The 18,083-nt window shown below is 55.6% G+C and carries 13 protein-coding genes and 1 tRNA gene; 8 read left to right on the top strand and 6 right to left on the bottom strand.

Translation table 11 applies throughout. The annotated features are described in order from the left end of the window. Positions 1 to 95 precede the first annotated feature (95 nt). The 3 genes from NP77_RS09185 (at position 96) to NP77_RS09175 (ending at position 3,037) form a co-directional block, all read left to right on the top strand. Positions 96 to 728, top strand: coding sequence for a TetR family transcriptional regulator (locus tag NP77_RS09185; protein ID WP_008926027.1), 633 nt, complete (start codon positions 96 to 98; stop codon positions 726 to 728). 83 nt (positions 729 to 811) lie between these two features. Then, positions 812 to 2,194 carry a D-arabinono-1,4-lactone oxidase gene (locus NP77_RS09180; protein WP_039659870.1) on the top strand — a complete coding sequence of 461 codons (1,383 nt, stop codon included), beginning with the start codon at positions 812 to 814 and terminating at the stop codon, positions 2,192 to 2,194. Between the two features lie 12 nt (positions 2,195 to 2,206). Further along, on the top strand, positions 2,207 to 3,037 hold the full coding sequence (locus NP77_RS09175) for a glycosyltransferase family 8 protein (protein ID WP_004571356.1): 831 nt from the start codon (positions 2,207 to 2,209) through the stop codon (positions 3,035 to 3,037). 88 nt (positions 3,038 to 3,125) lie between these two features. Here NP77_RS09175 and NP77_RS09170 read toward each other — a convergent pair whose 3' ends face one another. Next, positions 3,126 to 4,247, bottom strand: a complete 1,122-nt coding sequence (locus NP77_RS09170) for a Gfo/Idh/MocA family protein (RefSeq protein WP_039659869.1) — start codon at positions 4,245 to 4,247, stop codon at positions 3,126 to 3,128. Positions 4,248 to 4,579: 332 nt separating this feature from the next. Here NP77_RS09170 and NP77_RS09165 point away from each other — a divergent pair. Continuing rightward, positions 4,580 to 4,655: transfer RNA gene (locus tag NP77_RS09165), tRNA-Asn, on the top strand. A gap of 230 nt (positions 4,656 to 4,885) precedes the next feature. On the opposite strand, the gene NP77_RS09160 is transcribed toward NP77_RS09165, so the two are convergent. Continuing rightward, entirely contained in the window at positions 4,886 to 5,359 is a 474-nt protein-coding gene (locus NP77_RS09160; protein WP_039659867.1) for an NUDIX hydrolase, read from the bottom strand. Positions 5,360 to 5,830: 471 nt separating this feature from the next. Here NP77_RS09160 and NP77_RS09155 point away from each other — a divergent pair, with 471 nt between their 5' ends. Genes NP77_RS09155 through NP77_RS09140 form a run of 4 tightly spaced genes read left to right on the top strand, consistent with a single transcriptional unit; the run spans position 5,831 to position 9,769 of the window. Further along, the gene (locus NP77_RS09155) at positions 5,831 to 7,282 is read left to right on the top strand and encodes a circularly permuted type 2 ATP-grasp protein (RefSeq protein WP_004571354.1); all 1,452 of its coding nucleotides are present in this window, start codon (positions 5,831 to 5,833) and stop codon (positions 7,280 to 7,282) included. Beyond that, the gene (locus tag NP77_RS09150) at positions 7,276 to 8,217 is read left to right on the top strand and encodes an alpha-E domain-containing protein (RefSeq protein ID WP_039659865.1); all 942 of its coding nucleotides are present in this window, start codon (positions 7,276 to 7,278) and stop codon (positions 8,215 to 8,217) included. The genes NP77_RS09155 and NP77_RS09150 overlap by 7 nt, the downstream gene beginning before the upstream one ends. After that, positions 8,217 to 9,011 carry a transglutaminase family protein gene (locus NP77_RS09145; RefSeq protein WP_004571352.1) on the top strand — a complete coding sequence of 265 codons (795 nt, stop codon included), beginning with the start codon at positions 8,217 to 8,219 and terminating at the stop codon, positions 9,009 to 9,011. Before NP77_RS09150 ends, NP77_RS09145 begins: the two co-directional genes overlap by 1 nt. 26 nt (positions 9,012 to 9,037) lie before the next feature. Further along, the gene (locus NP77_RS09140; protein WP_039659863.1) at positions 9,038 to 9,769 is read left to right on the top strand and encodes a proteasome-type protease; all 732 of its coding nucleotides are present in this window, start codon (positions 9,038 to 9,040) and stop codon (positions 9,767 to 9,769) included. A 148-nt stretch (positions 9,770 to 9,917) separates the two neighbouring features. Here NP77_RS09140 and katG read toward each other — a convergent pair whose 3' ends face one another. The 4 genes from katG to NP77_RS09120 form a co-directional block, all read right to left on the bottom strand. After that, positions 9,918 to 12,137 carry a catalase/peroxidase HPI gene (gene katG, locus NP77_RS09135; RefSeq protein ID WP_004571350.1) on the bottom strand — a complete coding sequence of 740 codons (2,220 nt, stop codon included), beginning with the start codon at positions 12,135 to 12,137 and terminating at the stop codon, positions 9,918 to 9,920. A 188-nt stretch (positions 12,138 to 12,325) separates the two neighbouring features. Further along, the gene (locus tag NP77_RS09130; protein WP_039659861.1) at positions 12,326 to 15,421 is read right to left on the bottom strand and encodes an efflux RND transporter permease subunit; all 3,096 of its coding nucleotides are present in this window, start codon (positions 15,419 to 15,421) and stop codon (positions 12,326 to 12,328) included. Then, complete coding sequence (locus NP77_RS09125; protein WP_039659860.1) at positions 15,418 to 16,515, bottom strand: efflux RND transporter periplasmic adaptor subunit; 1,098 nt, start codon at positions 16,513 to 16,515, stop codon at positions 15,418 to 15,420. Before NP77_RS09125 ends, NP77_RS09130 begins: the two co-directional genes overlap by 4 nt. A 435-nt stretch (positions 16,516 to 16,950) precedes the next feature. Then, positions 16,951 to 17,973 (bottom strand): LLM class flavin-dependent oxidoreductase, encoded by a 1,023-nt coding sequence (locus NP77_RS09120; RefSeq protein ID WP_004571347.1) that lies wholly within the window; start codon positions 17,971 to 17,973, stop codon positions 16,951 to 16,953. Positions 17,974 to 18,083: the final 110 nt, after the last annotated feature.

Here is an 18,083-nt window from a genome sequence, read left to right as displayed (position 1 = left end):
TGTGCCAGGTTGCCGCATCTGCTGCGCCTGCGGTTGCAGGCAGCCACTCAACACTGTGCTAACATTCCTCGGTCAGAATCACTTTATTGAGCACCATGTCAGAACTAACAAAACGTAAAAATGACCCTGAAGGGCTGAAAAAACGCATCATTGCCGGCGCACTTAAGACGTTTGCAGAATTTGGTATGCAGGGTGCGCGGCTGGAGCAGATTGCTGAGCATGCGCAGACCACGAAACGCATGGTGGTCTATCACTTTGGCAGTAAAGAACAGCTTTATATCGACGTGCTGGAACAGGTTTATCAGCAGATACGTCAGCATGAAACGGGCCTTAACCTTGCGGCGATGGAGCCAGAGCTGGCTATGACACGGCTGGTGGAAGCCAGTTTTGATTACCATGTCGAGCATCCCGATTTTATCCGGCTGGTGTGCAGTGAGAACCTGCTGCGCGGTCGCTATATTTCCCAGTCGGCGCAGATAAAAGCACTGAACCGCAGTGCGCTGGATCTGCTGGATGATATCCTGGCACGGGGTCAGCAACAGGGCGTGTTTACATCCGGCGTGCAGACCATTGATGTTCATCGCCTGATCAGTAGCATCTGCGTTCACCACGTTTCGAACCGTTATACTTTCAACGCTCTGTTTAGCCCTGATAATAGCGAAGCGGAGAGTATTCGCCGCAATCGTCAGCTGGCTGTCACCGCAACGTTACGTTACATCCGTAAATAATTACCGGCATTCCTGACTGCATTTGGCAATAGTCTACGCTTAGTGATACTTGTCTTTTAAATGCAATAATAAGGAATACTGTTGTGACCAGAGACGCACGCCTCTATCCGCTTCGTCAGACCCATATTAAACCCGATGATGATGCACTGTGGAACTGGGCGCAGAACGCGCAGATCGGCCGTCGTCAGCAGGTTCAGCGTCCCGCCAGTGAAGCGGAATTACAGAAACTTCTTCGGGAGTCACGCGGTCAGATTCGGGTGATTGGCAGCAAGCTGTCGCCAGGCCGCATGCTGCACGTCGCTGATGATGATGTGCTGCTTGATCTCAGCGCACTGAGTGGCCAGCTCGCCAGCGATGAAGAGAGCGTGACCTTTGGTGGCGCGACCCCGCTTGAGCAGGTTTATCGCAGCCTGACCGAAATGAACCGCATGCTGGCATCTTCGCCAGGTGTGATAGCGATTCAGACGCTGGCCGGTGCGATGGCGACCGGCACGCACGGCCAGGGTTTGCAGCAGAGTTCGATTGCCGATGAGGCGCTGGCAATCCGGATGGTGCTGGCCGATGGCAGCGTGCGCGAATTTGTTCGTGGTGAAGCTGACTTCCCGGCCGCGCAGGTTTCTCTCGGGGCGCTGGGCATTGTTACTGCGGTAAAACTTCGTACGCAGCCGTTTCGCATTTTCACCTGCCACAAGAATGCCGTGTCCGCCGATACGCTTGAAGAGGACCTGTTGCGCTGGAACAACGACTATCCGCTGAGCAAAGCGTGGTGGTTTGTTGACGACAACCTGATGCACGTCTGGAACGCCCATGAAGCGAGTGCCGAAGAGCGTGAGCACTATGAAGCACAGGGTCGTCAGGTGGTGGAACATGAGGGTGAGGTTGATGAGAGTCTTAACGACACTATCGACCAGACGCTGGCGCATATGCATCGCGATACTCAGATTGAGGGCAAAGGGGGAAAACAGTTCCGCACCGTTACCCGTTTTCGTGACTTCACCGATGTTACCGGTGACATCTACCAGCTCTTCTGCCGTGGCATTGCAGTCCCCCAGATCAATGTGGAAATCGGCGTACCGCTGGCAAAAACGCCGGCCATTATTCGCCGGATCAAGCAATGGTATGCCGAAAACCGTCCGCATATGCACTACCCGATTATCCTGCGCTGCACTGGCGCATCATCAGCCTGGCTCAGCCCGGCAACTGACCAGCCCACCTGCTTTTTCGGCTTTGTCGTCTATTACGCCGATGATGGCTCGCTATCTCAGGAAGGGCTGCACTTCCTGACTGAAGTGGAAAAATTGCTCGCCGAGGAGGGTGGACGCCCGCACTGGGGCAAGTATTACGACGAAGAACGCTACAACTGGCGTGAGATCTATCCGAAGTGGGACGCCTTCCGCGCCCTGCGCAGCCAGCTCGACCCGCAGGGCCGACTGGGTAACGACTACATCACGCCACTTTTTGACTGATTGAGGAAAGCTATGTTTGCCTGGGTAACGCTGTTAACACAACCCGATTATCTGGTGGGCGTGAAAGCGCTGCACCGTTCGCTGAAAGAGAGCCAGAGCCAGTGGCCGCTGGTGGTGATGACGACATCGGCGATTTCAGACGCTGACTGTCAGATTCTGCAAAATGAAGGCTGTGTGATTAAACCGGTCGATCCGCTCTATCCGCGTGACGATCTTGACCAGCATTACGCCTCGGCGCAGTTTGGTGAGGTCTGGACCAAGCTGCGCGCATGGCAGCTCACTGATTATCAGCGCGTGGTGTTCCTGGATGCGGATATGCTGGTGCTTAAAAACATGGATGAGCTGTTTACGCTGGATCTGGGTGAAAACCCGCTGGCTGCCTGTCACGCCTGCCGCTGTAATCCCAACCAGATTGCCTCTTATCCGCCAGAATGGCAGCCAGAGCAGTGTCATTACACCTGGCAGGCACGCGGTGAGCAGGCGCCGGAGAGCGTCGACTATTATCTCAACGGCGGTTTTCTGGTGCTGAAGCCTGACAACGCAATGTTCGACGCACTGGAAAAACGTATTGCCGCCATTGATGATCTTAGCGCTTATCCTTTCTCTGAACAGGATCTGCTGAATGAAGTGTTCGCGGAACGCTGGAAACCGCTCTCTTATATCTACAATGCGTTAAAAACGCTGCCCTTCCAGCACCGTGGCCTCTGGCAGGATGATGAGGTGAAGAACCTGCACTATATTCTGGCGAAGCCGTGGAAACGCGATCTCAATCAGCCGGAGAGCCAGCGTGATCGGTTCTATGCGCTGGACAAGCTGTGGTGGGAAAAAAGCGGCTTGATCTGATTACGTCAGGGCGGGAAACCCAGGTTCCCGCCCTGCCCGACGGCATTCATTACCGCAGCGGCAATCTCCTCTCACCTGTGACGCTGCATTACACCGCGATCCAGCGACGCTGCTCTGCGGAGTGCGCAATCGCTTCCAGGACTTTCTGCACCTGCAATCCCTCTGCGAAATCGGGCCACATTCGATCACCCGCCGCGATACCGTTGATCAGATCGCGGATTTCCACCGTTTTTTGATCGTTAAATCCGATGCCGTGCCCGGCTGAAACACAGAAGTTCGCGTAGTCTGGATGTGCCGGCCCGGTGAGGATGGTTTTAAATCCCTGACGCCCGGCGGGATCGTCATGCAGATAAAGCTCAAGCTCCGCCATACGCTCCTGGGTATACCGCAGTGTGCCATTGGTGCCGGTGACGACGTACGTCAGCCCCATTTTTGCGCCACAGGCGATGCGTGAGGTTTCAATCACGCCATGTGCGCCATTCGAGAAGCGCAGCAGCGCGCTGGCCTGATCCTCGTTTTCAACCGGTAACTGCCGTTCAGGTGCTTTCGGGTCGGGCCGTGAGGTAATTACCGTCATCATGTCGCCGCTGACCTCTGCAATGTCACCGACCAGGTAGTGCGCCATATTGACGATATGCGCCGCCAGATCGCCCAGCGCACCCAGACCGGCCAGCGCTTTCTGACAGTGCCAGTCGAGCGGGGTTTCCGGTCTGGCGAGGTAATCTTCGTTGTGGGTGCCGTAGAAATGCACCACATCACCAATTTCGCCATTGGCAATGATCTCTTTTGCCAGCTGGCTGGTGGGGTTTTTCATATAGTTGAAGCCGACCAGCGTTTTTACCCCTGCGGCTTCAGCCGCCGCGACCATCTCCTGCGCGTCCGCCACGCTCAGCGACAGCGGCTTTTCTGAATAGACATGTTTGCCGTGGCGAATCGCCTCCAGCGCCATCTCTTTGTGCAGGAAGTTAGGCGCGCAGATATCCACCACATCAATCGCCGGATCGCTGACCAGGGCGCGCCAGTCACCGGTTGAACGCGCAAAACCAAAGGTTGCTGCCTGTCGGGCCGCCAGTTCAGGATTCACTTCGGCCAGCATCTCCCGCACGATTTCGCCTTTCAGCGCGAAGACTGTGGGTGCCTGGGCGTAGGCAATTGCGTGGCAGCGCCCGATATAGCCGCTGCCGATCATGCCGATTCTGACTTTGTTCATGTCAACTCCGTATATTCTGTTCAGGATTGAAATGAAATCTACGTTTCGTTTCTGTTGCTGACAAAGCGAGAATAGAGACTTTGTGACGGCCGTAAAAAACTATCCGCTTAAATCATGCGCACAGCAGTCTGACAAGCGCTTTGCACCATCGGAACACCTCATAAACACCTCAGTTTTGCGTGCCTCTTTTTCCGCATGAATGCTCCTTGCAGCGCGTTCTGTCACGGCATAACACGCGATAGTGGCGACTATTTCAGCAGTCGCGCGAATTTATGAAAAAGAGCTTTGACATGCTCCGGCGTGGCCGTTACTATGCGCCCCGTTCAAACGATTCCTCTGTAGTTCAGTCGGTAGAACGGCGGACTGTTAATCCGTATGTCACTGGTTCGAGTCCAGTCAGAGGAGCCAAATTAGAAAAGCCTGCTTAGGAAACTAAGCGGGCTTTTTGCTTTTTGGCGTTTGAGTCTGAATAACCCTTCTCTTCAGGCAACCCTGGCTCTTAAGGATTTTCACCCTAATAAATATTTGAGAGCGGCAGTTGCTGTTATGTGACGGGCTGATAGCAGCAAAGTCATGACATTGAAGAAAGACGGGTTACAACCGTGGACAGTTTTGCGTCAGTGAAGAGGTTCAGAATATCATGACGCCGTTAACGTCGACGATCCGTCCGGCTTGCTTTGAAGTATGTTAATGATTAAGTCGCGTGGAAAAATTGTCTCATTGGTGTGTATCAGCTCTTCTATTGTCCACCAATGATAATCGCGAATGACTTCCTTTTCATTGCTACTCCATCCTGAGCGATCGAGATCGACGGTCTTTGCATTAACCATAAAGAACCGCTCATCAGCAAGTACTGTCTCTCCACTGGGTAACATCATTGTGAAAGTTCGGGACGCTATTTCTGGTCCAGTTAATGTTCCTGTCAAACCCGTCTCTTCAAATAATTCGCGTAGAGCGGCCTGCTCGAAAGATTCATTATTTTCAAGCCCTCCTCCCGGCGTTGCCCAGTATGTTTTTCCCCTCAGAGCATCGTCTTCATGACAGAACCTGAAGAGCAGGACATGATTTTCAGGCGAAAGAATGATCAGCCGTGATGATGGTCGAATACGCACATTCCCCCTCTTAAAAATTCTTAGCTACTGATTCTCAAAATTTATATAAACATAAATTGCAGCCTGAATCGCCCTGAATGTCTGAATTATCTTACCGCTTCAGTCTCACTCACTGTCCGCTGCTCGCGCTCAACAGATCTCTCATTCCTGGAGTTTTTCTGCTGCGCTCCATAAGCAGATGTTGCTTAAGGCAGCTTGAATTGATCCACATGGAGCCGATAAGCGGACTCTGCGGTAAGTGCGTCGTTTCCTGGCATTACTGGCAATTGCCTCATCAGCGACCATATTTAAAGTAAGCACCTTGTTTTTGCCCTCTTTTCACACAACCTGAAAGCGAGCCGCACCCGAACAGGGCAGAACCGCCCCTTTTTCCCTGATTTTCAGCCCATTTTGCACCCTGGCACACTTTATGCCTGATCGTCAGTGTTATTGAACGATTCAATTGCAGCCTGTCCTGTTTGTGAGGTGATGATGATCAAGATTGACCTTTCCGATTCACCCTTTTTTGATGAAATGTTGATGGCTGAAGGTAAACACCGCAGCCATTATCAGGACTACTGGCAGTGGTTGCAGAAAGCCGATCAGCAGGCCGTCCAGCGCAAAAAAGAGGAAGCTGCGCTGTTGTTTCACCGGGTGGGGATTACCTTTAATGTTTATGGTGAAGACGATGGCGCGGAACGGCTGATCCCGTTCGACAGCGTGCCACGTATTATTCCGGCCAGCGAATGGCAGATGCTGGATCGCGGGATTCGTCAGCGGGTTCAGGCACTCAATGCGTTTCTGCATGATATTTATCATGACCAGAAGATCCTCAAGGCAGGGATCGTCCCCGCTGAACAGGTGCTGGCCAACGAGCAGTATCAGCCGTGCATGCAGGGTATCGACCTTCACCGTGATACTTACGCCCACATTGCCGGAACCGACATGGTGCGGGGAGGCGATGGCGAATATTACGTGCTGGAAGATAACCTTCGCACGCCCTCTGGTGTCTCTTACATGCTGGAAAACCGCAAAATGATGATGCGGTTATATCCCGAACTGTTTGCCGGGCAGCGTATCGCGCCGGTTTCCCGCTACCCTTCTCACTTACTGCAAACCCTGCGCGAAAGCACCACCGTCAACGATCCGACCGTTGTGGTACTGACACCTGGCCGCTTTAACAGCGCCTATTTCGAGCACAGCTTCCTCGCTCAACAAATGGGCGTTGAACTGGTTGAAAGTGTCGATCTGTTCGTGAAAGACGGCGCGGTGTTTATGCGCACTACCGCAGGTCCCTGCAGGATTGATGTGATCTATCGACGTATCGACGACGCCTTCCTCGACCCGCTGGCGTTTCGCGCCGATTCCATGCTCGGCGTTCCCGGCCTGCTGTCAGTCTACCGATCCGGTGGTGTGGTGCTGGCGAATGCGATAGGCACCGGCGTGGCAGATGATAAATCGATCTATCCGTATGTTCCGGAGATGATCCGCTACTACCTTGCTGAGGATCCCATTCTCAACAACGTGCCGACGTGGCAATGCCGCAAAGAGAGCGATCTCTCTTTCGTACTGGCAAACCTGGAAAAAATGGTGGTGAAAGAGGTTCATGGTGCTGGCGGTTACGGCATGCTGATTGGCCCCAAGGCCAGCAAGGCGGAAATCGAACGCTTTCGCGAATTGTTGCGCGCCCGCCCGGAAAATTACATCGCGCAGGAAACACTGGCGCTTTCCACCTGCCCGACCTTTGTCGATAACGGGCTCGCACCGCGTCACATCGACCTGCGGCCCTTTGCGCTGACTGGCGCCGAAATTCGTCTGGTACCAGGTGGATTAACCCGCGTAGCACTGGAAGAAGGCTCACTGGTGGTGAATTCCTCTCAGGGCGGCGGAACCAAAGATACCTGGGTACTGGAAGAAAATGCGACGGAGGATGACGCATGCTAAGCAGAACAGCCAGCGAACTGTACTGGATGGCACGTTATCTGGAACGCGCCGAGACAATTGCACGCCTGCTGGACGTGACCAATAAGCTTTCGATGATGTCGATCCGTGATGTCCACGCACGCGATGAAAACAATGATTTACTGGTCCCGCTGACCATGACCGGCACGCGGGATCTGTTCGACGAGCACTATCCGCAGGCGTCGATGGGGAATCTGCTTAATTTCTTCGCACTGGACAGTTTCAACCACAGCAGCATTTTCAGTTGTCTGCAAATGGCCTGGAACAATGCGCATGCGGTGCGCGGCAGCCTTTCCTCTGAAGTCTGGGAAAGCATCAATGCCACGTGGATAGAGATGAAGCTGATCCGCCGTCAGGGCGTCGGTTCTGCCGGTGCAGACGCGTTCTTTGACTGGGTCAAAGAGCGTTCACATCTGTTCCGTGGGGCGATGTTTGGCACCTTGCTGCGCAGTGATGCACAAAACTTCATCCGCCTCGGTACCCTGCTGGAACGCGCAGACAGCACCGCGCGCCTGCTGGATGCTAAAAATCAGCTGTTGAACGCCGATGAGGATCCGGTGCGTGAATACTACCGGATGGACACGCTATTGCGTGCAGTCAGCGCCCGCGAAGCGTTCCACACGCTTTATAAGCAGCAAATCAGCCAGAGAGGTATTGCCGAGCTGTTGATACTGCGCCGCGAGCTACCGCGTTCTCTGCTTTCCTGCATCGAACTTATGGCCCAGGAGCTGGATGAGATCGGTGGCAGCGCGGGTAATCAGCCCCGTCGTCGCGTTCATACCCTTTACGCTCAGCTGCGCTTCACCGAAATGGACGAAATTGTTGAGATGGGTCTCAGTCCCTGGCTGATGCAGTTTCTGGATCAGACCACTGCCATCGCTGAGTGCATTCATCAAACCTATCTGGAGGCTCAATAATGAAACTGAATGTCACGCATCAGACGCATTACAGCTATGCGCAACAGGTTAAACACAGCACGCAATATCTTCGCCTTACGCCGCAGGATTCCAGTCATCAGAAGATATTGTCGTGGGATCTGACCTTGCCAGAATACGCCACCCGCACGCTGGATGCTTACGGCAATATCCTGCATGTTCTGACACTCGACCAGCCCCATCAGGCCATTACCATTGTCGCCAACGGCGTGGTGGAGATTGAAGATAATACGGAAGACGATAATTGCGGGCATCTCTCACCACTGGTGTTTCTGCGCACCAGCCCGCTGACGCTGGCCGATGGCGCGATCCGCGATTTCGCCAGTCGTTACTACCGGCCGCAGGCACAGCATGAGAGTCTGTGCAATCTGATGGGCGAACTGCTGCTGAAAATGCCCTATAACCCCGGCAGCACCACGGTAAAAGACAGCGCTTCCCAGGCCTTTTCCGCCCAAACCGGCGTATGTCAGGACCACACGCATGTTTTCCTGGCCTGCTGCCGCAGCCTGGGTATCCCGGCGCGTTACGTCAGCGGCTATCTATACTCGGAAGACTCCGCACATGTGGCCATGCATGCGTGGGCGGAAGCCTGGCTGGATGACCGGTGGCAGAGCTTTGATGTCACCAATAACACCTGCCAACCGAATCAGCATTTGAAACTGGCTATCGGCATAGATTATCTTGATGCATGCCCGGTCCGCGGTATCCGGTTAGGTGGAGGAAGCGAAGACATGCGCACTGTTGCCGCCGTTGCCATGCTCGACGTTCCGCAATGATCCTGAATACCTGAGGAAGCCATTTTATGACTTACTGTGTGGCCATGCGCTTGTCCTCTGGCCTGGTGTTTGTTTCAGATTCACGCACCAATGCCGGAGTGGACCATATTTCCACCTTCCGTAAACTGCATGTGTTTCATCAAAGCGATGAGCGCGTGCTGGTGATTCAGAGTGCCGGAAATCTGGCGACCACACAGAGCATTATCAGTCTGCTGCATCGTCGCTGCGCAGACGATGAACGGGAAAACCTGCTGAACGTAACGTCCCTGTATGATGCCGCCAGTTTGCTGGGTGAAACGGTGCGAGAAGTGATCGCCCGGGACAGCGGCGCAAATCAGGGCAGCAATACAGATTTCAGCTGCAACCTGTTGCTCGGCGGACAGATTAAAGGGGAAGGTCTGCGGCTGTTCCACATCTATCCGCAGGGAAACTTCATTGAAGCCACGCACGACACGCCCTATTTCCAGGTAGGTGAGAGTAAGTATGGTAAGCCGATTATTGATCGCGTGCTGAACTACGACACCGCTCTGGATCAGGCGATGCAATGTGCACTGATTTCGATGGACTCCACACTGCGCAGTAATCTTTCCGTGGGCCTGCCGCTGGATGTGATGACCTACCCCAAAGACAGCTTTAGTGCCGCGCAGCAGCATCGAATTACCGAAACGCACCCCTATTTCGACATGATCCGCAAGGGCTGGGGCGAAGGGCTGCTGAGCATTTTTGCGCAGTTGCCGCCGCTGAAACTGGACGAGTAATTATCTGCCACACCAGGTCTGAGTAAAAAGGATCGCCTCAGACCTGCCATCAGAAGCATAGCGCGCAAAAAAAACTGCACCCTACTCAGTTGGATTACCAACTTTTGGGGTGCAGTCACTTGTCAGCGTTTTACCGCGTTAACACCAGTCAGATATCAAACCGATCCAGATTCATCACTTTGGTCCAGGCGGCCACAAAGTCTTTGACGAATTTTTCACGGGCATCACTGCTGGCATAGACTTCCGCCGAGGCACGTAACACCGCGTTAGAACCGAATACCAGGTCGGCGCGGGTGGCGGTGAAACGGGTTTCCCCATTAACACGATCACGTCCGGTAAAGTGCTCGTTGCTGCTATCAGTCGCTTTCCATTCGGTACGCATATCCAGCAGATTGACGAAGAAATCTGTGTTCAGCGATCCCACATGGTGCGTGAAGATACCGTGCTGGCTGCCATCAAAGTTAGCACCCAGTGCACGCATCCCGCCCACCAGCACCGTTAACTCCGGCACAGTCAGCGTCAGCTGTTGCGCTTTATCGATCAGCAGACTTTCAGTGGTGGTTTTGCCAAAGCCAGTGCCGTAGTTGCGGAAACCATCAGCACGCGGTTTCAGCAGATCGAACGACTCGATGTCGGTCTGATCCTGACGCGCATCAACGCGGCCCGGCGTGAACGGAACCTCAATCGCGACGCCAGCCGCTTTCGCCGCCTGCTCAACGCCCACAACACCCGCCAGCACGATCACATCCGCCAGTGAAGCCTTGTGTGCTTCGCGCTGGATCGCTTCCAGCGTCGGCAACACGCGTGCCGCGATGGCATTGACCTGCCATTCACGTTGCGGCAGCAGCGCCAGTCGGGCACCGTTGGCACCACCACGCTTGTCGCCACCACGGAAGGTGGATGCCGAGGCCCACGCAACTGACACCAGCTCGCTGACGCTGAGACCGGATGCTGCAATCTTCTCTTTCAGCTGGGCGATATCTGCCACGGTTGGATGATAAACCGGTGCAGGCAGCGGATCCTGCCAGATCAGATCTTCCTGCGGCACTTCCGGACCGATGTAACGCGCTTTTGGCCCCATATCACGGTGCGTCAGCTTAAACCAGGCACGGGCAAAGGCTTCGTTGAACGCCTGCGGATCGTTGTGGAATCGACGCGAAATTTTTTCAAATTCCGGGTCAAAACGCAGCGTCAGGTCAGTGACCAGCATGGTCGGTTTGTGTTTCTTCGTGGAATCAAACGCATCCGGGATGATTTCCGGTGCATCAGCCGCTTCAAACTGAATAGCGCCCGCCGGACTGCGCGTCTGGACCCACTCATATTTGAACAGGTTCTCGAAGAAGTAGTTGCTCCACTGGGTAGGCGTCTGAGACCAGATGACTTCCAGGCCAGAGGTAATCGCATCTGCACCGACACCCGTGCCGTGGCTGTTAACCCAGCCCAGGCCCTGCGCTTCAATGGGCGCGGTTTCGGGATCGACACCGACGTGGCTGGCGGGTGCGGCACCGTGGGTTTTACCCAGCGTATGACCACCTGCAATCAGCGCGACGATCTCTTCGTCGTTCATGCCCATGTTGCCGAAGGTGGCACGAATAGCCGGGGCCGCAGAAGCAGGATCACCGCTGTGTTCCGGACCTTCCGGGTTCACGTAGATCAGACCCATTTCAGTGGCGCCCAGTGGTGACTGCGCCAGAGATTCCGGATGACGGTGTTCCAGCCAGGCCGCTTCTTCGCCCCAGTTCACATCCATATCCGGTTCCCAGACATCGTCACGGCCGGCACCAAAGCCAAAGGTGCGGAACCCGGAGTTTTCCAGCGCAACGTTACCCGCCAGAATATAGAGGTCGGCCCAGGAGATTTTCTGACCATATTTCTGTTTGATTGGCCACAGTAAACGGCGCGCTTTATCCAGGCTGACGTTATCAGGCCAGGAGTTTAACGGGGCGAAACGTTGCTGACCACGGCCCGAACCACCGCGTCCGTCCACGGAGCGATAGGTTCCGGCGCTGTGCCAGGCCATGCGAATAAACAGACCGATATAGCTGCCCCAGTCAGCGGGCCACCAGGATTGTGATTCGGTGAGCAACCCTTTGATGTCAGCTTTCAGTGCAGAGTAATCTAATTTGGCAAATTCTTTACGGTAATCGAAGGATTCATCAAGCGGGTTCGAACGGGATGAGTGCTGGTTCAGCAGGTCAACCCGGAGTTGATTCGGCCACCAGTCACGGTTAGTTGTTCCGCCACCCGGCGCCTGATTTGACTGAGGTGGTTTGCCCGCATGAAAAGGACATTTTCCCTCAGGCGCTTCGCGATCGGCTTCGACAATAGGCTTTGCATCTTTTGCATCTTCATCAACGGAATTGCTCATGGTCACACCTCTTTTTTGTATTTTCATCGCTACTCTATAGAGGATTTTCAGGATCGCACACCTGTCTCATCCTATATGTTTGATAGCTTTTACCTTTTTATGCACCTTCTTCAAAAGCTTAAGGCAATGAACCGACGGCCGCCGCTGTGCTTAAAAAAAGCAGCGAAGCGGCAACCGCCACCCTGAGACTATTCCGACAGCGCCGGTTTCACAACTGCCGTTTTACTCTCTGGCAGACGAATACGGAACCAGATCGCATACATCGCGGGCAGGAAAACCAGCGTGATTAGGGTACCGCCCAGCGTGCCGCCAATCAGCGTGTAGGCCAGCGTTCCCCAGAACACCGAGTGGGTGAGTGGAATAAACGCCAGCACCGCCGCCATCGCCGTCAGTAACACAGGACGCGCACGCTGTACGGTCGCTTCTACCACCGCAGCAAAAGGTGCCAGCCCCTGCTGTTCGTTATGGTGGATCTGCCCTATCAGGATCAGCGTGTTACGCATCAGGATACCCGACAGGGCAATCAGCCCGACCAGCGCATTGATACCAAACGGCTGACCGAACAGCAGCAGCGTCGGCACAACACCTATCAGCCCGAGAGGTGCGGTGAGAAAGACCATCACCATCGCCGACAGAGAACGCACCTGCAAAATGATGATTAAAAGTGTGATCGCAATCATGATTGGGAACAGCGGCGCCATCGCCTGTGTCGCTTTACCGGACTCCTCTATTGCACCGGCCAGTTCAATGCGATAGCCCGCAGGCAGCGTTGCGATGATCGGTTGCAGAGTTTTATTCAGCGCCGTGGAGACATCCGGCGGCTGCAGGGAGTCAGCAATATCTCCGCGAACAGTAATGGTCGGTGTACGGTCGCGCCGCCTCAGCAGGGGATCTTCCATTTTCACCTGCACCTCACCAATCTGCGACAGTGGGATACGTTGCCCCGCCGCACCTGCCAGCGTGAAGTCAGCAATCTTAGCCGGATCGAGCCGGATATCTCCGGCGGCACGGCCCACGACCTGGACCGCGCGGATATCTTCCCGCACGGTGGTGACCGGCACGCCCGTCAACAGAAACTGCAACTGCCGGGCGACTTCACTGGAGGTCAGGCCCACAGCCTGCAGTCGGTTTTGATCCAGCGAGAAATGCAGTGTCGGCACGGGTGCGCCCCAGTCGGTGTTCACCGTCCTCATCATCGGGCTGGCACGCAGTACGGCTTCCACCTGATTAGCGATAACATGCAGGCGTACCGGGTCCGGCCCCATCACGCGCCACGCCACCGGATAAGGTGAATAAGGGCCAAATACCAGTTGTGTCACGCGAACCTGCGCTTCAGGCACCAGGCCGCGGGCGATTGCGGTGCGAAGCTGCGCTTTTAACGCCTCGCGTGCATCCTGACTGTCGGTCAGTATGACCAGCTTGGCAAAGGCGGGATCGGGCAGTTCGGGTGCCATCGCCAGGTAAAAACGCGGCGGTCCCTGACCAATGTAGGTGGTGACGATTTTTGCCTCACGCTGCTGTTTAAGCCAGGTCTCAATCTTTTCAGCCGCAGCCGCTGTCTGTTCAATGGCGCTGCCGTAGGGAAGCTGAACTTCAACCAGCACTTCAGGCCGGTCTGAGGTCGGGAAAAACTGCTTTTTTACCAGCGTCATCCCGAGCACTGCGATAATAAACAGGGCAATGACCACGCCTGCTACCCAGCCTTTACGCGCAATCACACCGGTCAGTAGCTGGCGAAAGCGATTGTAGTTGTGTGTGTTGTAGATGGCTGCATGACCGCCTTCCACCGTTTTGATGTCAGGCAGCAGCTTCACCCCGAGGTAAGGGGTAAATACCACGGCCACAATCCAGGAGGCAATCAGGGCGATACCGACTATCCAGAACATATTGCTGGTGTATTCACCCGCCGTGGACTGCGCAAAACCATTGGGCATAAAGCCCACGGCGGTGACCAGGGTTCCGGCCAGCATCGGTGCCGCCGTATGACTCCAGGCATAGGCAGACGCCTTGATGCGGTCGTAGCCCTCCTCCATCTTCACGACCATCATCTCAATGGCAATAATGGCATCATCCACCAGCAGGCCCAGGGCCAGAATCAACGATCCCAGCGTGATGCGGTCAAAGTTTTTGCCGGAGGCTTCCATCACCACAAATACTACCGCCAGGGTGAGCGGAACGGCCGCCGCCACCACTACTCCGACACGCCAGCCCATGCTGACGAAGCAGACCACCATCACCACCAGTAATGCCACGACGAACTTAATCATAAATTCATCGACCGCTGAACGGATATTCACGGACTGATCGGTGACCTGAGTCAGTGACATCCCCAACGGCATCGCCTGATTAATGCTGACGGTTTCAGCAGCCAGAGCCTTGCCCAACGCCAGCCCGTTCCAGCCATCACGCATCACAATACCGAGCAGCAATGCGGGTTCACCCTGATGACGAACCTTAAACGTGGCGGGATCTTCATATCCCCGCGTCACGGTAGCCACGTCTGCCAGCTTCAGGCTTCTCCCCTGCGCCACAATCGGTGTCTCACGAATTTTTTCCAGCTTATCAAAAGCGCCCTCCAGCCGGATAAACACCTGCGGTCCCTGAGTATCGATCGAGCCCGCAGGCGTCAGGACATTCTGGTCGTTCAGTGCCGCAAAAATTTCCTGTGGGGTAATACCGAGCGTCGCCAGCCGATCGTGTGAAAACGAAACATAGATGCGCTCACTCTGCTCGCCGATGATATTGACCTTTTTCACACCCGGCAGATGCAGCAATTGCTGACGCAGTGATTCCGCCTCACGCACCAGCAGGCGCTGCGGCTCTCCTTTTGCCTTCAGCGCCAGAAGCGCAAAGGTCACGTCAGAGAACTCGTCGTTGATCATCGGCCCGATGACCCCGGCGGGCAGATTTCTGCTCTCATCGCCCAGCTTCTTACGAGCCTGGTAAAACTCCTCCTGAACCTGGGAGGGCGGCGTTTTGTCCTGCAGGGAGAGCATGGTGAACGCCAGGCCAGGCCGCGTATAAGTTTCGCTGCGGTCATACCACCGCAGCTCCTGAAGCCGCTTCTCCAGCGGTTCGGCCACCTGATCCTGCATCTCCTGCGCCGTCGCACCTGGCCACGCGGAGATAATCGTCATCTGTTTTACGGTGAACGGCGGATCTTCTGCCCGGCCCAGTTCGAAAAAGGACAGGATGCCCGCCACCGTAATCAGGATGATCAGAAACAGCGTGATGGCGCGTTCGCGCACGGCCAGTGCTGACAGATTAAAGCGTCCGTGGCTCATGGCTGGCTCCCTGCAACCGCAGCGTCATCGGGTCGCACGCGCTCGCCCTGCTGCAACAGATGTGCCCCGAGAGCCACGATCCGATCGCCTGCATTCAACTGCCCCGTCACGGTCGCCGCCTCGTCACCGATCGCGATCACTGTTACCGGCCGCCAGGCAACAGTGGCAGGCAGCCCCGTAATATCCCAGACGCCTGGCCCTTTACCGGCATCATAGATCGCAGCCAGCGGCACCTTCAGCTGCGGTTGCACGGGTTTATTGATTAACGAAATTGTGACGGTAGCACCCAGTGGCGCGCTGGCCAGTGCGCCCTCCAGCACATATCTCGCCTCATAGGTGCGCGTCATCGGATCGGCTGCATCCGCCAGTTGCCGAAGCCGGGCTGACACGGGCGCACTACCCGCACCATAGAGCGTTGCCTGCGCCTCGCTGCCCACTGCGGGACGAAGCGTCTCCGGCAACTGAACGCTCGCCTCACGCTGCCCGGCTCTGGCCAGTCTGACAACCGCCTCACCGGCGCTCACCACCTGGCCCGGCTCCGCCAGTGTTGCCATCACCACACCGTCGTCATCCGCCAGTAACAGCGCATATCCACTGGCATTAGTCGCCACGCTGGCCTGCGCCTGCGCGGCTTTCAGATCGGCCAGCGCGGTGGCCGCAGCGGCCCGAATCTGGTCATAGGCCGACACGGAAACCGCGCCGGTTGCCATCAGTGTGTGGTAACGCGCTTCATCGGCACGGGTCTGTCTGACGCGTGCCTGCGCAGCGGCAACACTCTGCTGTGCGGCCTGGGCCTGCAGTCGCAGATCGACCGGATCAAGCCGCATCAGCGGCTGACCACGCTTCACACGCTGGCCGCTGTCCACCAGCCTTTCGAGGATTTTGCCCGATATCCGAAAGCCGAGGTCGCTCTGAACCCGGGCAACCACGATGCCGCTGAATGCGCGACTGTCATCCGCAGCGCTGAGAACTTTCGTGACCCTGACCAGCGGCGGCTGGGTGCGCGGATCCGCTTTGGACGCGTTGTCCCGGCAGCCCACCAGCGCCAGTGGCAGCAGACAAACAACCAGGGTGGCGGGAATAAACCTGAGCATAAATGACCTTCAACAGTAAGCAGGAGAGTGCCGCCATTTTGTTATCATGTGACCAATATTGTCAATGGTCACTAATTACGGAAAGGCATTATCCGTTGAGCCGATCTTTAAAGAGCAACGAGCAGCAAAGGCTTAAGCAGAAGATTTGCTGAAACGCTGACTAAGTGGATGTAACTCCCTTCCAGGCGCAGGCGTGACTAAAATAGGGAAAAGTCACCACTCCAGAAATCGCAGGTATTAACTAAGAGTGAGTGAGTGAGCGAGAAATACCCTGTCAGGTCGGGAATAACCTGCCAGCGATAAACGCAGAGGGGAAAAGCTAAAGAATCAGAAGGTGATGATACGCACAGGCTGCAGAGACATTACAACGAACGCGCATCATTTGCGGACAAGGTAAACCAGATAGCGCCCTGCTTATCCAGGGCGCTGGGTCACTTAACGCCAGCCGAGTTCCGGGGCGACATACTTCAGGATCGCCTCAATAACATGGGCGTTATAGGCGACACCGAGCTGGTTAGGCACGGTGAGCAGCAGCGTATCCGCTTCGGCAATGGCTTCATCCTGTGCCAGCTGCTTAATGAGCACTTCAGGCTCTGCGGCGTAGCTGCGGCCAAAGATGGCTCGGGTTTTCTCATCCAGAAAACCGACCGAATCCTGGTCGTTACCGCTGCGGCCAAAATAGGCGCGGTCCATATCATTCACCAGCGCAAAGATACTGCGGCTGACAGAGACGCGTGGCGCATGCTGATGCCCGGCTGCTTTCCAGGCCTCACGATAGGCGCGAATCTGTTTCGCCTGCTGAATGTGGAACGGCTCACCCGTTTCATCATCTTTCAGGGTTGAGCTTTGCAGGTTCATGCCCATTTTTGCTGCCCACTCTGCGGTGGCATTGGATCCGGAGCCCCACCAGATGCGGTCGCGCAGCCCTTCAGAAAGCGGCTCAGGGCGCAGCAGGCCAGGCGGATTCGGGAACATCGGCTGCGGATTCGGCTTCGCAAAGCCTTCGCCGCGCAGCACCTCCAGGAACTCTTCGGTGTGACGACGTCCCATATCCGCATCGCTTTCACCCGCTTTGGGTTCAAAGCCAAAGTAGCGCCAGCCATCAATCACCTGCTCCGGTGAACCGCGGCTCAGACCCAGTTGCAGACGACCATTGGAGATCAGGTCTGCTGAACTGGCGTCTTCCACCATGTAGAGTGGGTTTTCATAGCGCATGTCGATGACGCCGGTGCCAATCTCAATCTTTTTGGTGCGCGCGGCCACGGCAGCCAGCAGCGGAAATGGCGAGCTCAGCTGGCGGGCAAAATGGTGGACGCGGAAGTAAGCGCCATCTGCGCCCAGTTCTTCGGCGGCGACCGCCAGGTCGATCGACTGCAATAAGACATCCTGCGCGGTACGGGTGGCAGACTGAGACGAAGGCGTCCAGTGACCAAAAGATAAGAAGCCAATATTTTTCATCTGTAGTTCTCCTGACAGGCGTTAAACGCCTGTGAGCATAAGGCGATATTCGATAGGGGAAGGTTACGCCCTCCGCGCCGCCACTGATAGTCAATATCTTTCAGCGCTAT

This window comes from Pantoea sp. MBLJ3 (assembly GCF_000816655.1).
In the GTDB taxonomy this organism is placed as follows: domain Bacteria; phylum Pseudomonadota; class Gammaproteobacteria; order Enterobacterales; family Enterobacteriaceae; genus Pantoea; species Pantoea eucalypti.
This window is presented reverse-complemented; position numbering and strand designations above follow the sequence as displayed.

Excerpts from the sequence above, each read along its gene's own strand:
- NP77_RS09185 (WP_008926027.1), top strand. The coding sequence starts at position 96 with ATGTCAGAACTAACAAAACGTAAAAATGACCCTGAAGGGCTGAAAAAA.
- NP77_RS09175 (WP_004571356.1), top strand. The coding sequence starts at position 2,207 with ATGTTTGCCTGGGTAACGCTGTTAACACAACCCGATTATCTGGTGGGC.
- NP77_RS09170 (WP_039659869.1), bottom strand. The coding sequence starts at position 4,247 with ATGAACAAAGTCAGAATCGGCATGATCGGCAGCGGCTATATCGGGCGC.
- NP77_RS09155 (WP_004571354.1), top strand. The coding sequence starts at position 5,831 with ATGATCAAGATTGACCTTTCCGATTCACCCTTTTTTGATGAAATGTTG.
- NP77_RS09150 (WP_039659865.1), top strand. The coding sequence starts at position 7,276 with ATGCTAAGCAGAACAGCCAGCGAACTGTACTGGATGGCACGTTATCTG.
- NP77_RS09145 (WP_004571352.1), top strand. The coding sequence starts at position 8,217 with ATGAAACTGAATGTCACGCATCAGACGCATTACAGCTATGCGCAACAG.
- NP77_RS09140 (WP_039659863.1), top strand. The coding sequence starts at position 9,038 with ATGACTTACTGTGTGGCCATGCGCTTGTCCTCTGGCCTGGTGTTTGTT.
- katG (WP_004571350.1), bottom strand. The coding sequence starts at position 12,137 with ATGAGCAATTCCGTTGATGAAGATGCAAAAGATGCAAAGCCTATTGTC.
- NP77_RS09130 (WP_039659861.1), bottom strand. The coding sequence starts at position 15,421 with ATGAGCCACGGACGCTTTAATCTGTCAGCACTGGCCGTGCGCGAACGC.
- NP77_RS09125 (WP_039659860.1), bottom strand. The coding sequence starts at position 16,515 with ATGCTCAGGTTTATTCCCGCCACCCTGGTTGTTTGTCTGCTGCCACTG.
- NP77_RS09120 (WP_004571347.1), bottom strand. The coding sequence starts at position 17,973 with ATGAAAAATATTGGCTTCTTATCTTTTGGTCACTGGACGCCTTCGTCT.